Source organism: Luteibacter sp. P4_D7_3, assembly GCF_056401735.1.
The window spans coordinates 1-13,268 of the sequence record NZ_JBFUIT010000086.1; the positions used below are offsets into that span (position 1 = coordinate 1).

Below are 13,268 nucleotides of genomic sequence, written 5' to 3' on the forward strand. Positions count from 1 at the left end.
TCATTACCGCGCTACCGCACCAGGTATCGCCGTCGAAGATCCTCGAGCAGATCGCCGCGCAGATGCGCGCGAAGAAGTTGCCGATGATCGAAGACCTGCGCGACGAATCGGATCACGAGAACCCGATTCGGCTGGTGCTCGTGCCGCGCTCGAACCGCGTCGATGCGGACGAGATGATGCAGCACCTGTTCGCCACGACGGATCTCGAGAAGAGCTTCCGCGTCAACATGAACATGATCGGCCTCGACGGACGGCCGCAGGTGAAGGACCTCAAGATGGTCCTGTCGGAGTGGCTGCGTTTCCGCACCGACACCGTCACCCGCCGCCTGACGCATCGCCTGGGCCGGGTGGAGCGCCGCCTGCACCTGCTCGACGCATTACGCATCGCCTACCTCAATCTGGACGAGGTGATTCGGATCGTCCGTACCGAGGAAGAGCCGAAGCCGGTGCTTATCTCGCGGTTCCGTCTCGATGAAGAGCAGGCCGATTACATCCTCGAGACCAAGCTGCGTCAGCTGGCGCGCCTCGAGGAAATGAAAATCAATGAAGAGAGCAGCAAGCTCGAGGAAGAGCGCGCGCGTATCAGCGTGCTGCTGAAGTCGCCGGCCAAGCTGAAAAGCCTGATCAAGGAAGAGCTGCGCAGCGACGCCGAGAAGTACGGCGACGAGCGCCGCTCGCCGCTGATCGAGCGCAGCGTGGCTCAGGCGCTGGACGAAAGCGCGCTGGTCGCTTCGGAGCCAGTCACCGTGGTCTTGTCGCAGAAGGGCTGGGTGCGCGCCGGCAAGGGGCACGACATCGACGGCGAGGCCCTCTCCTACCGCGATGGCGACAGCCTGCTGGCGATCTCCCGTGCGCGTACGACGCAACAGGTCGCCTTCATCGATTCCACCGGCCGCGCCTATGCGACGCCGGCACATACGCTGCCCTCAGCACGAGGCAACGGCGAGCCGCTGACGGGCCGCTTCAGCCCGCCCGCGGGCGCGCGCTTCGATGCTGTCGTCACCGCGGACAACGACACTCGCATCGTGCTGGCGACCGACTTCGGCTACGGCTTCGTCACCCGCTTCGAAGCGCTGACGGGTCGGCAGAAGGCCGGCAAGCAGATCATCTCCCTCAGTGATGGCGCCCGCGTGCTGGCGCCGACGATCTCCGCCGACCCGTCGCGCGACCGTATCGTGGTGGTCACCGGCGAAGGCCACTTGCTCATGTTCTCGGTAGCCGAGCTGCCGGAACTCGAAAAGGGCAAGGGCAACAAGCTCATCGAGATTCCCAAGGCCAAGCTGGCATCGGGCGAAGAACGCGTGGTCGGTGTTGCGGTGGTCACCGAGGGCAAGGGTGAAATCACGCTTTACGCAGGACAGCGCAAGCTGACGCTGAAGTGGGCCGACCTTGTCGAGTACGGCGGTAGCCGTGCGACGCGCGGCGGGGTATTGCCGCGTGGGCTGCGTCGCGTGGAGCGGATCGAAACCACGGGTTGAGGCATGGCTGGTGGCCCCTGCCGGGGCCATCGCCGATGAATCGGCTCCCACAAATAGCCGCGCCGTGTGGGAGCCGCTTCAGCGGCGATGCTCTTAAAGCCGCGTCACGCCCCAAGAAACCATCCGCCCGTCCTTGTACGGCATCACCCCGTGAAACGGCCGGGGATCGACGTCGAACACCAGGGGCAGGAAGTGGCGGTCGCCTTCCCACATCGGCAAGGCATCGAGCTCACTCACCGGCACCCATTCCAGCCTGCCTTCAGGGTTCGACTCGAACGGCGTTCCGGAGTAGCGGTCGATGATGAAGATAAAGCCTAGCCAGTCCTCTCCGTTCTTGCCGAAGCCTGGCCAGTTCAACGTGCCACGCAGGCGCATCTCAAGGCATTCGATGCCGGCCTCTTCCATGATCTCGCGACGCATGCACGCGGCGATATCCTCGCCCGGCTCCATTTTTCCGCCGAGGCCGTTGTACTTGCCCAGATGCTGATCGTCCTGGCGGGCGTTCCGGTGAATCATGAGTACGCGCTGGCCGTCTGGCGAAATGACATAGCCGAGCGTGGCGACAATGGGCGTATAGGGCATGGCGATGACAGCAGGGGGGAAAAACCCGGGAGTTTACCCCCTCACCGTGCGAAGGCGGCGTTTCGCCCCTTGCAAGCCCAGTGCGACCCGGCGAACATCGACGGATGCCCCACCCCCAGCTTTCCCGCATGACCCGCCCCTTTCTGGCCCGCATCGCCATCGCGACGACCCTGGCAGCCACCGCCATGGGTTGCGTTGCGCCCGCGGACGCCGTGGATAGCCGCGACCTGGTCTTCGACAGCCAGTCCTATTTCGCGGTGACCGTCGACACGCGCCGTGAAGACATCGAGCTTCACTGGCGTAACCCGGAGACCGACCAGCCTTTCGGCACGATCGACGCGCTGAGGACCTGGACCGCGGGCAAGGGTCGACCGCTGTCGTTCGCCACTAACGCGGGCATCTACGATCGTGAGTTCAAACCGCTCGGCCTGTATGTCGAGAACGGCAAGGCGCTGGTCCCGTTGAACCTGATCCACGGCAACCCACGGTCAGGAAACTTTTCGCTGTTGCCCAACGGCGTGTTCGCCGTCTACGACGATGGCACCGCCGACATCCACACCAGCGAAGGGTTTCGCGACGCCGGACGCAAGGCACGCTGGGCAACCCAGTCCGGTCCCATGTTGGTCATCGACGGCGAGATCAACCCGCAGTTCGACAACGGTTCGGACAGCATGAAATGGCGCAGCGGCGTTTGTGCCAGGACACCGCATGAAGTGGTGTTCGTGGTCAGCCGTGCGCCGGTGAACTTCCACAGTTTCGCGCGCCTGTTCCGCGACGAGATCGGCTGCCGGGATGCCCTGTTCCTCGACGGCACGATCTCCCAGGCCTTCACACCGGACGACGGCTATGCGGGCGCGCCGGCGTTCATGACCAAGCCGTACGCGGGCATGATCGCGGTGTTTCCGAAGGCGCACTGATCCCTTCAGTCGTAGGGAACGTTGAGCCTGAGGCGATCTTTCCAGCCGACGCGAGCCTTGGCTTGCAGCGTGCGATCCGACGGCTGTACGTACGTGGCACAGTTCGGACCGTTGAAGCAGGTGTTCCAACCCGCTTCGTAGACCATGTTGTAAGACAACCTGCGCCCCTCGTTGCCGCGCAGCGGGAACTCCCAGACGACCTCGTATTGCGGATTCAGCGTGGCGGCGAGCGGTGTGGCCTGGGCGAGGCTGCCCCGGTGACCGCGCGCATTGATCCACTGGTAGATGGCCGGTACATCGGGCGTCCATCGCGTGGTCCGGTAGTACGTCGTGTCTGCATTGGTCCGCGTCTGCACCAGACGCATTTCCGACTGCGCGGTGTCCGTTGTCGCCTGTACCAGGTTCAGGCTGAAACTCATGTTCGGCGTGATCTTCCCCGTCGAGTCGACGGAGACGCCGGCCTGGGCGTTGCCACCGACGATGAAGCGCTCGGCCCGCGACACCGTCACGACGCCATCGATGGAATCGGCCGGATAAAGGGAACGTAGCGTCGGTCGCTGCGGACAGCCGAAAAGGTCCGGGCCGCCGGGCCGATCACACAGGAACAATTGTGTTTTCTCGGTACCGGGGAACGATGAGTTCACGGGCCAGGCGGACGCGACGCCGTCGTATTCAATCGGTCCCCAGCCACTATGGATCGACGCATCGAGCAAGCGACGTAATCCGCCCTGATCCGCGTCGAAATAGCCTTCCGTACCGGATCGCCGCCCGAAACCGCTGCCACCGCCCTCGCCGATGGTTTTGGCCCAGAACACGAAGCTCGTTCCGCCCGGTTCGATCGGATCGTCGTTACGCAAGAGCGCCCATTCGGTGACGAGACTCAGCCGGGGCTCGTCGGTGCCGCGAAACGGGAAGATGGTAAATTTCGGTGCTGCGGCGAGGTGCATCGAGAGGTTGCCGTACTGGCACCAGCGTCGGACCTCGATCGCGAAGGGGCGCAGCTCATCGCTTGTGGGCAACCCTTGACTGAACAGGGTCGCGGCCAGCTTCCTGCGGAATGCGCGGCAAACGGAGGAAGGCGATGCCGCTGAAAGGTCGAAGCTGACATCGAACGAACGTCGCGTTGCCTCGGCTGAACGGATGGGGCGCGTCACGTCGCTCACCTCTGCACGCTCGGCCCAGGTCCAGGCACGCAGCACGGCGAGGCGCTGAGTCGCATCGGTAGCATCGAAGCCGAAGATACCCAGGCCCGAACCCGGATCGAGCACGATGGTGTTGCTTGTCGGCCACGCGTACACGCCGTTCGGCCGGAGCAAGCGAAGCAACGACGCGGAACCGGTCAGGGCAATCCGCTTGCCGTCGTCGAGCCACGCCTCGATCTTCGATTCGACCTCGACCCGATTATCGTCGTCGGCCACGGTCAGGATCGTCAATCCGGCAACGCTGGTCTCGTCTCGCGTCACGGCCGCTGCCGACTCCCACGTGCCAGCAGCCGCCAGCATCGTGAGGGCGGTGCGCGCATAAGCTCTCATGTTCGTATCCCTACGTCCGCCCGTTATCGAGCCCGGAGAGCTTCACGGTTGCGCGCGCGTCTAACTATCGGCGACATGCGCCGATAGTTGTCGGCGATCAGCCCAGCATGCGCTCGCAGATCGCCTCGTACAGGTCGGGCAAACGCTCGAGGTCGGCGACCGACACGCACTCGTCCACCTTGTGGATCGTCGCGTTCACCGGGCCTAATTCGATCACCTCGGCGCCCATCGGTGCGATGAAGCGGCCATCGGACGTGCCGCCGCCCGTACTCTGTTCCGGATCGATCCCGCATAAGTCGCGGCAGACGCGCACGACGACCTCGCGCAGGCGCCCACCCGGCGTGGCCAGGAAAGGGTGCCCCGACAGGTGCCAGTCGATCGAGAATGCCACGTCATGCGCGCGCAAAATTGCCTCGGCGCGCTCGCGCAGGTCGTCCGCCGTACTGGCGGTAGAGAAACGAAAATTGATCAGCGCCACCAGCTCGCCAGGAATGACGTTATTCGCGCCCGTTCCCGCGTTGATGTTGGAGACCTGGAACGACGTGGGAGGAAAGTCGGCATTGCCTTCGTCCCAACGCTCCGCTGCCAACGCCGCCAACGCGGGCGCAAAGCTGTGGATCGGGTTCTTCGCCTTGTCCGGATAGGCCACGTGGCCCTGGACACCGTGCACGGTCAGGGTGCCCGAAAGCGAACCGCGACGCCCGACGCGAATGAGGTCGCCAAGCCTTTCCCTGCCCGACGGTTCGCCGACCACACAGGCATCGATTCGCTGGCCGATCTTCGTGAAGTGATCGACCACCTCGCGAACGCCGTGCAGCGCGACACCTTCCTCATCGCTGGTCAGCAATAGACCCACCGTACCGGGATGATCTGGATGGCTGACAACGAATCGCTCCAGCGCCACGACCATGGCCGCCACGGAGCCCTTCATGTCGGCCGCGCCACGACCGTAAAGCAGACCATGGCGCTCGGCCGGTTCGAACGGTGGCGACGTCCAGTTCTCCTCCGGTCCGGTCGGCACCACATCGGTGTGGCCAAGGAAAGCGAGAACCGTCCCGCCAGCGCCATGGGTGGCCCAAAGATTGTCGACATCGCCAAAGCGAAGGTGCTCGATGCGAAAGCCCACGGCCGAAAGACGATCCGCGATCAACGGCAGGCAGCCGGCATCCTCCGGCGTTACCGAGCGTCGACGGATGAGATCACGGGTGAGATCGATGACGGAGGACATGGGCTCGCTTGCCTTACTTGCCGAAGCGTTTCTTGAACGCGTTGTCAGTGAAGCCGACGGAAACCTCGTCGCCGTGGACCACCACCGGTCGCTTGATCAGCGCCGGATACTCCTTCAGCAACAGCGTCCACTCGGGATCGCTGCGCGGATCCTTGCGCTGCGGCAACAGGGTGCGCCACGTCGTGGATGCCTTGTTGACCAGCTTCTCCCAACCGCCGAGCTTCTCCGCCCACACTTTCAGCGTCGCCGACGGCACCGGGTTTGCCCGGTAATCGACGAACGCGTGAGCCACCTCGAAACGCGTTAGCCAGTTGCGCGCCTTCTTGCAGGTGTCGCAGGTGGGCAGGCCGTAGAGCGTGACCGTCATGCTCACTCGCCGCTGCGCAGGAGTTCGTTGATACCGGTCTTCGAGCGGGTCTTTTCGTCGACCTGCTTGACGATGATCGCGGCGTAGAGGCTGTGGCTGCCGTCCTTTGCCGGCAGGCTGCCGGCGACAACGACGCTTCCGGCAGGAACGCGGCCGTAGCTGACTTCGCCGGTGGCGCGGTTGTAGATACGGGTCGACTGGCCGAGGAACACGCCCATCCCGATCACCGATCCCTTCTCCACGACGACGCCCTCGACGACTTCGGAACGTGCGCCGATGAAGCAGTTGTCTTCGATGATCGTCGGGTTCGCCTGCAGCGGCTCGAGCACACCGCCGATGCCGACGCCGCCACTGAGATGCACGCCGGCACCGATCTGCGCACAGGAGCCCACTGTCGCCCAGGTATCGACCATGCTGCCCGCACCGACGTAGGCGCCGATGTTGGTATAGCTCGGCATCAGCACGGCGTCTTTGGCGATATGCGCGCCACGGCGGACCAGCGCGCCCGGCACGATGCGTGCGCCGAGGTTGGCATACTCCGTCGCGTCGCCGTCGGCGAAACGCAGCGGAACTTTGTCGAACGCGCTCGAGGGGCCGCCATCCATCACGCGATTACCGTTCATGCGGAAATACAGCAGAACGGCTTTCTTCAACCAGGCATTGACCGTCCAGCCGCCCTTGCCGTCCGGCTCGGCGACACGGCGCTCGCCGGATTCGAGCAGGTTGAGCACCTGGTCGACCGCCTCGCGGAGGCTGCCTTCGATTTCATTCTGGTTGAGGTCGGCACGACGTTCGAAAGCGTCGTCGATGAGGGACTCAAGCGTTTGCATCTGCATTCAAGCTGTTCCTGGGGTTTTCGAAACCGATGTGACGAAGCAGGCAGTCGCGCAGGATCTCACGGCGTTGCGGAGACAGCGGCGCGTTGCTGCGATCGGTCAGTTGGAAGAAATCTTCGACACGCTCACCGAACGTCGCGATACGCGCATCATGCACGCGCACCTCGGCTTCGGCCAGCGCCTGGGCAACCGCGGCGAGCAGGCCGGGCCGGTCGGTGCACACCAGGGCAAGCTGCGTGCGTTCGCCGGCATCGACGAATTCAATGCGCGGCGTCATCTGGAAGTGACGCAGGTGGCGCGACAGACTGCGCTTCGGGGGACTCTGGCCCGCCGCCTGATCGAGTGCGCGCAGCATGCGCGAGCGCAGTTCCTCGGCGCGCTGCAACGAGGCGGGCGCCTGCGAGTCCGACTCGAGCAACAGGAACGTATCCAGCGCCTTGCCCGTACTGGAAACGAGGATACGGGCCTCGACGACCGAGAACCGCAGGCGGTCGAGCATGGCCGTCACCGTGGCGAACAGGCCGTCGCGGTCGGGCGTGTAGATGAAGAGTTCCGTGCTGCCGCGCACGGAGAACGGATGGACCTCAACCAGCGGCGTGGCACCGCGGGTTCGCAGGATGGCCGCCGTCTGCCATGCGATCTGTTCGGGTCGGTGACGCAGGAAGCTGAGGTCCGGAAACTCCGACCATACGCTGGCGATGTCGTCGGCGGCCACGTGCTCCGCGACCAACATGGCGAGTGCACGCTCACGCGTCTCGCGCAAGCGCATGCCTGCGTGGGCGGGCGGCGTGAGATCGCTGCGCAGGGCGAAGCGCGTGGAGGTGTACAGATCGGCGAGCAGGCGGTCTTTCCAGGCGTTCCACAGTTTGGGACTGGTACCAATGATGTCGGCGATCGTCAGCAGGTACAGGTGATCCAGGTGTTCCCAGTCACCCACGGTGCCGCCGAAACGATGCACGACATCGGGATCGGTGATGTCCTGGCGCTGTGCCGTGGTGCTCATCAGCAGGTGGTGACGAACCAGCCAGGCGACCAGATCGGTCTCGTCCGCCGGCAGGCCAAGGCGCGCGCAAAAGGCGCGCGCATCTTCCTCACCGAGCGTCGAATGATCCCCGCCACGGCCTTTCGCGATGTCGTGGAACAGTGCTGCTAGGAGCATCAGCTCCGGCTTTTCGACGTGTGGCCAGATTTCGCAGGCAATGGGGAAATCACGCCGTGCGGCCGGATCGGCGAAACGCGCCACGTTGCGCAGGACTCGCAGCGTGTGCTCGTCCACGGTGTAAACATGGAACAGGTCGTACTGCATCCGACCGACCACCTTGCCGAACGCCGGCAGGATAGCGGCGAGCAAGCCGTGGCGATTCATCCGCCACAAGGCCTCCACGGCGGGTGCACCACGCCGCAGCAGCGCCAGGAAAGCGCTGAGTACCTGCGGGTCATCGGCCAGCGATTCGCCATGCAACGAAACGGCATGCTGGATGCGCCGCATGGTTTCGGCAGTAAAGCCGGTGATGCCCGGCTCGTCGAGCCGTGCGATGAAGATCTCCACCAGCGACGCCGGACGGCGCACGAAGAGCTGCGGATTTCGTAGCGAGATGCGCGAGCCGTGGCGAACGTAGTCCGTGCCCACTGGCAAAGCTTCCGTCGCGGGGTCGAGCATCTCCTCGAAGCGCTCGACCAGCTGCGTGCCGGAGCGCTCGATCTGCGTGGCCGCGCGGTAGTAGCCCTGCATGAACTGTTCGACGCCGAGGTTCTTCGCGTGTTCGTCCTCGAAACCCAGGCGCATGGCCAGGCCGCGCTGGTAGTCGAACAGCAGCCGCTCTTCCGCCCTTCCCGCCTCGAGGTGCAGGGCATAGCGGTAGCGTCGGAGGGTTTCCTCGGCACGCACCAGCTTGGTCGCTTCGACCGGCTCGAGCAGCCCTTCGGCCACCATGTCATCGAAATCCGGGGCATCGGCCAGGCGCCGGCCAAGCCAGCGCAAGGCATCGAGCGTGCGCAGCCCACCCGGACCGTCCTTGAGGTTGGGCTCGAGGTTCTGCGCCGTGTCGTCGTAACGGGCGTGGCGGGCGTCGCGCTCGGCAAGACGTGCGGCGAGGTACTGGCGCGGGGGCCACAGGGCCGGATCGTCGAGGATGCCGCGCAGGCTTTCGGCCAGGATGGGCCAGCCGGCGAGGCGTCGCGCGTCGAGAAGGCTGGTGAACACGCTGGCATCGCTGGCGGCAAGCTCGCGGCACTGTTCCACGGTACGCACGGCGTGGCCCGGCTTCAGTCCGATGTCCCACAGGCAGCCAAAGAAGCTCTCGAGGGCGCGGTGCAGCGCGGGCGAGGTTTCGGCGACGAGCGCCAGCAGATCGACGTCCGACGCGGGAAACAGCATGCCCCGTCCGAACCCCCCTACGGCAAACAGCGCACCGGCGGCCATGTCACCGAGGCAGGCGCCCCAGGCGTGGACGACGATGCGATCGACGATCTCCGACCGGCGTCGAGCGAGCGCCGAGGCGTCTTCACCTTCGCGGAAGGCGACGGTAAGCGACCGGTCCACATCGCCCAGCAGCTGGCGGAGCGAGCGCCGCGCTTCGGGCGATACACCCGAGCGCGGTACGACGGCGGGCAGGCGTGGAAGCGGCGGAAGCGTCACGTCGGAGCCCTTTCTGTGGTTGAGCGTCAGGCGGCGTCCGGCCAGGGGGTCAGGATCTCGAAGCCATCGTCGGTCACGGCGATGGTGTGCTCCCACTGGGCCGACAGGGAGTGGTCCTTGGTAACGACCGTCCAGCCATCGGGCAGCGACTTGGTCTGCGGCTTGCCGGCGTTGATCATCGGCTCGATGGTGAAGGTCATGCCCGGCTTGAGCTCCATGCCGGTGCCGTTACGGCCGTAATGAAGCACCTGTGGCTCGTCGTGGTAGACCTTGCCGATGCCGTGGCCGCAGTACTCGCGGACGACCGAGAAACCTGCCGCTTCGGCGTGCTTCTGAATGGCGGCGCCGACATCGCCCAGGGTGGCACCCGGCTTCACGGCGCGGATGCCCTGCATCATCGCCTCGAACGTCGTGTCGACCAGGCGTTTGGCCAGCACGCTCGGCGTGCCGACGAAATACATGCGGCTGGTGTCGCCGTGCCAGCCGTCCTTGATGACAGTGACGTCGATATTGACGATGTCGCCGTCCTTCAGGACCTTGGTTTCGGTCGGAATACCGTGGCAGATCACATGGTTGACCGACGTGCACACGGTCTTCGGGAAGCCCCGGTAGCCCACGTTGGCGGGGATCGCCTTCTGCACATTCACGATGTGATCGTGGGCGAGGCGGTCCAGTTCTTCGGTGGTGACACCGGGTTTGACGTGGGGCACGAGCATCGCGAGCACCTCGGCGGCCAGGCGGCCGGCCTCGCGCATGTGCTGGATCTCTTCGGGGGTCTTCGGTACGACGGCCATGATGGTTCTCTCTTTTCCTTTCGCCCTCAGGGGATTGGGCCTGCCACCTCAGGTGGCGGCGCCCCTGCCGGAATTCCACCCTCGGCTTGCGGCCGGGCGGCTCTGGAGGCTACAATTAGCGAGTTTTGCTGTCCGGCGAAGCCACACAAACGTGGCCACGGCGGCGATACGAAGCGCGATTGTAACCGTATGGGGCCCCCGTGGCCCCTACCTAGCCGTCGCTTTTAACGCCACACACGCATCGGCACCGCCTTCGGGGTGCCTGGCCCGACAGGGCCGGGTCGAAGCCGGGGATGCGTGGAGGTCCCAACCCCCCTAGAACCGCTCGAAGCGGTTCGCCCAGGAGTAATTCCATGGCACAAGTCACCATGCGCGAGATGCTGGAAGCCGGCGTCCATTTCGGCCACCAGACCCGTTACTGGAACCCCAAGATGGCTCCGTACATCTTCGGCGCCCGCGGCAAGATCCACATCATCAACCTCGAGAAGACGCTTCCGCTCTTCACCGACGCGATGCATTTCCTCTCGGGCCTGGCCCAGAAGGGCGGCACCGTCCTCTTCGTCGGCACCAAGCGCTCCGCCCGTGAGTCGCTGGCCGAAGAAGCTGCACGCGCTGGCCAGCCGTTCGTCACCGCCCGTTGGCTCGGTGGCATGCTGACCAACTTCCGCACGGTCAAGCAGTCGGTTGCCCGCCTGAAGGAACTCGAAGCCGCCGAAACCGACGGTTCGTTCGAGAAGCTGGTCAAGCACGAAGTGCTGGCCCGTCGCCGTGAGCGCGACAAGCTGCAGAACTCGCTGGGCGGCATCAAGGACATGAATCGTCTGCCGGACGCCCTGTTCATCATCGACATCGGTCACGAAGACATCGCCGTCCAGGAAGCCCGCAAGCTCGGCATCCCGGTCGTCGCCGTCGTCGATACCAACTACGATCCGGCCCTCGTCGACTACGCCATCCCGGGTAACGACGACGCCATCCGCGCGATTCAGCTGTACGCCCGCGCCGCTGCCGACTCGATCCTCGAAGGCAAGGCCGCTTCGCCGAACGCCGCTCGTGGCGACGCCAACGAGTTCGTCGAACTCGACGAAGAAGGCAACCCGGTCGCGAAGGACAACGCCCCGCGTGGCGATCGTCGTGGCGCCCCGGACAAGAAGGGTGCTCCGCGTCGCGAAGGCGGCCGTGACGGTGGTCGTGGCCGCGCGTAAGCGCCCCACCCTGTCGAGCTCTTCCGTTTCATCTGGCGCCGCGGCACCTCCGCCGCGGCGCTTATCAAAATATTGAGGAATTACCATGGCTGAGATCACCGCAAGCCTCGTCAAGGAACTGCGCGAGCGTTCCAGCGTCGGCATGATGGAGTGCAAGAAGGCACTCGTCGAAAACAACGGCGACATCGAAGCGGCGATGGAATGGCTGCGCAAGAATGGCCTGGCCAAGGCTGACAAGAAGGCCGACCGCGTCGCTGCCGAAGGCCTCATCGCCGTCGCGCAGAAGTCCGGCAAGGCCGTCCTGGTCGAAGTCAACAGCGAAACCGACTTCTCCTCGCGCAACGAACAGTTCATCCAGTTCACCAAGGACGTCGCTAACGTCGCCCTTGAGTCCGGTGTGGCCGACATCGCCGCACTGAACGCCGCCAAGCTGGGCGACGGTACGGTCGAAGAAGGCGCCAAGACGCTCACCCTGACCATCGGCGAGAAGTTCGAAGTCCGCCGCATGGCCAAGGTCGAGAACGACGGCCCGATCGGCGCCTACTCGCACAGCGGCCGCATCGGCGTGCTCGTCGCACTCAAGGGCGGCTCGGACGAGCTGGCCAAGGGCATCGCCATGCACGTCGCCGCGATGAACCCCAAGTTCATCAAGGTCGAAGACGTTCCGGCCGACTACGTCGAGAAGGAAAAGGACATCGCGCTGAGCCAGATGTCGGAGAAGGAAAAGGCCAAGCCGGCCGACATCCTCGACAAGATCGTCACCGGCAAGATCAACAAGATCCTCGCCGAAGCGACCCTGGTCGGCCAGCCGTACGTGCTGGACGGTGACATCACCGTCGCCGAAGCCCTCAAGAAGGCTGGCGCCGAGATCGTCACGGTGCAGCGCCTGGCTGTCGGCGAAGGCATCGAGAAGGTCGTCGACGACTTCGCCGCCGAAGTCATGAAGCAGGCTGGCCTGGCGTAAGCCTTTCCTCCTGGCAGCACCCGAAAGAGCCGCGAGCGATCGCGGCTCTTTTTTTGGCTCATCGTGGATCACCAAGGCCCGGGCGCTCGGCTTTCGGGCCGGGTCTCGCACCTCGCAGACGGCTCGCCTTCGGCTTCGCGGGGCTCGGCTCCGCCATCGCTCTCTACACTTGGGCGTCTCGCGGGGAGACCTTGGTGCCCACCCTCGCTGCTCAGACACGTCCTCCGCGTTCGACAAGGAAAGGCCGCTCACGCGGCCCACGTATCTATTTGGCCTACGGCCGCTCCACTTGTGCGGAACTCGCCTCGAGGGTGGACACCAAGGTCTCTCACGACGATACGGTCAGCGGGAAGGAGAGCCGTTGGCGTGGGTGTGGCCGCCCAAGCGGACCGTTACGGCCGTCGTGCTGGTACGGCCATTCCGGCTCGCCGAGCGCCTTCCTCGCGGCTGCTTCGCCTCGCGCGGACGATCGCGACCGGCGCGTGGGGGTTGCCGCTTGACGATGGCGACGAGCCGGCAGCCGAAGCGGCGTTGCTTCGTCGGCTCGGCCCGCACGAACCTCAAGGATGGGAAGAGCCTTCGGTGCCCACCCTCGAGGCGAGTTCCGCACAAGTGGAGCGGCCGTAGGCCAAATAAGTACACGGCCGCGCAGCGGCCTTTCCGGTACGAAACGCGGAGGACGTGTCTGAGCAGCGAGGGTGGGCACCGAAGGCTCTGCGCCTCATCCCTC

General features: G+C 65.0%; 11 protein-coding genes. 4 read left to right on the forward strand and 7 right to left on the reverse strand.

Annotated features, from left to right (window positions below; translation table 11 throughout):
• Window positions 1-1,478, forward strand: a 1,478-nt coding sequence (locus AC1DSN_RS10100) for a DNA gyrase subunit A (protein WP_477330561.1), incomplete at its 5' end; no start/stop codon positions are given.
• A gap of 93 nt (window positions 1,479-1,571) precedes the next feature.
• Here the strand turns inward: AC1DSN_RS10100 and AC1DSN_RS10105 are convergent.
• A complete protein-coding gene (locus AC1DSN_RS10105; protein ID WP_477330562.1) occupies window positions 1,572-2,060 on the reverse strand; it encodes an NUDIX hydrolase in 489 nt (162 codons plus the stop codon).
• Window positions 2,061-2,188: 128 nt separating this feature from the next.
• Here AC1DSN_RS10105 and AC1DSN_RS10110 point away from each other — a divergent pair, with 128 nt between their 5' ends.
• A complete protein-coding gene (locus AC1DSN_RS10110) occupies window positions 2,189-2,977 on the forward strand; it encodes a phosphodiester glycosidase family protein (protein WP_477295821.1) in 789 nt (262 codons plus the stop codon).
• Between the two features lie 5 nt (window positions 2,978-2,982).
• On the opposite strand, the gene AC1DSN_RS10115 is transcribed toward AC1DSN_RS10110, so the two are convergent.
• The 6 genes from AC1DSN_RS10115 to map all read right to left on the reverse strand — a co-directional run bounded on the left by AC1DSN_RS10115 (window position 2,983) and on the right by map (window position 10,372).
• Window positions 2,983-4,509, reverse strand: coding sequence for a hypothetical protein (locus tag AC1DSN_RS10115; protein ID WP_477295820.1), 1,527 nt, complete (start codon window positions 4,507-4,509; stop codon window positions 2,983-2,985).
• A 97-nt stretch (window positions 4,510-4,606) separates the two neighbouring features.
• On the reverse strand, window positions 4,607-5,737 hold the full coding sequence (gene dapE, locus AC1DSN_RS10120; protein WP_477330563.1) for a succinyl-diaminopimelate desuccinylase: 1,131 nt from the start codon (window positions 5,735-5,737) through the stop codon (window positions 4,607-4,609).
• Between the two features lie 13 nt (window positions 5,738-5,750).
• Window positions 5,751-6,104 carry a Spx/MgsR family RNA polymerase-binding regulatory protein gene (locus AC1DSN_RS10125; protein WP_477297283.1) on the reverse strand — a complete coding sequence of 118 codons (354 nt, stop codon included), beginning with the start codon at window positions 6,102-6,104 and terminating at the stop codon, window positions 5,751-5,753.
• Window positions 6,105-6,106: 2 nt separating this feature from the next.
• Window positions 6,107-6,934, reverse strand: coding sequence for a 2,3,4,5-tetrahydropyridine-2,6-dicarboxylate N-succinyltransferase (gene dapD, locus AC1DSN_RS10130; protein ID WP_213948833.1), 828 nt, complete (start codon window positions 6,932-6,934; stop codon window positions 6,107-6,109).
• Entirely contained in the window at window positions 6,921-9,578 is a 2,658-nt protein-coding gene (gene glnD, locus AC1DSN_RS10135; protein ID WP_477297285.1) for a [protein-PII] uridylyltransferase, read from the reverse strand. The genes dapD and glnD overlap by 14 nt, the downstream gene beginning before the upstream one ends.
• Before the next feature lie 26 nt (window positions 9,579-9,604).
• The gene (gene map, locus AC1DSN_RS10140; protein ID WP_213948695.1) at window positions 9,605-10,372 is read right to left on the reverse strand and encodes a type I methionyl aminopeptidase; all 768 of its coding nucleotides are present in this window, start codon (window positions 10,370-10,372) and stop codon (window positions 9,605-9,607) included.
• 353 nt (window positions 10,373-10,725) lie between these two features.
• Here map and rpsB point away from each other — a divergent pair, with 353 nt between their 5' ends.
• Window positions 10,726-11,574, forward strand: coding sequence for a 30S ribosomal protein S2 (gene rpsB, locus AC1DSN_RS10145; RefSeq protein WP_107914363.1), 849 nt, complete (start codon window positions 10,726-10,728; stop codon window positions 11,572-11,574).
• Window positions 11,575-11,659: 85 nt separating this feature from the next.
• The gene (gene tsf, locus AC1DSN_RS10150; RefSeq protein ID WP_213948694.1) at window positions 11,660-12,538 is read left to right on the forward strand and encodes a translation elongation factor Ts; all 879 of its coding nucleotides are present in this window, start codon (window positions 11,660-11,662) and stop codon (window positions 12,536-12,538) included.
• Window positions 12,539-13,268 lie beyond the last annotated feature (730 nt).

Excerpts from the sequence above, each read along its gene's own strand:
- AC1DSN_RS10105 (WP_477330562.1), bottom strand. The coding sequence starts at position 2,060 with ATGCCCTATACGCCCATTGTCGCCACGCTCGGCTATGTCATTTCGCCA.
- AC1DSN_RS10110 (WP_477295821.1), top strand. The coding sequence starts at position 2,189 with ATGACCCGCCCCTTTCTGGCCCGCATCGCCATCGCGACGACCCTGGCA.
- AC1DSN_RS10115 (WP_477295820.1), bottom strand. The coding sequence starts at position 4,509 with ATGAGAGCTTATGCGCGCACCGCCCTCACGATGCTGGCGGCTGCTGGC.
- dapE (WP_477330563.1), bottom strand. The coding sequence starts at position 5,737 with ATGTCCTCCGTCATCGATCTCACCCGTGATCTCATCCGTCGACGCTCG.
- AC1DSN_RS10125 (WP_477297283.1), bottom strand. The coding sequence starts at position 6,104 with ATGACGGTCACGCTCTACGGCCTGCCCACCTGCGACACCTGCAAGAAG.
- dapD (WP_213948833.1), bottom strand. The coding sequence starts at position 6,934 with ATGCAAACGCTTGAGTCCCTCATCGACGACGCTTTCGAACGTCGTGCC.
- map (WP_213948695.1), bottom strand. The coding sequence starts at position 10,372 with ATGGCCGTCGTACCGAAGACCCCCGAAGAGATCCAGCACATGCGCGAG.
- rpsB (WP_107914363.1), top strand. The coding sequence starts at position 10,726 with ATGGCACAAGTCACCATGCGCGAGATGCTGGAAGCCGGCGTCCATTTC.
- tsf (WP_213948694.1), top strand. The coding sequence starts at position 11,660 with ATGGCTGAGATCACCGCAAGCCTCGTCAAGGAACTGCGCGAGCGTTCC.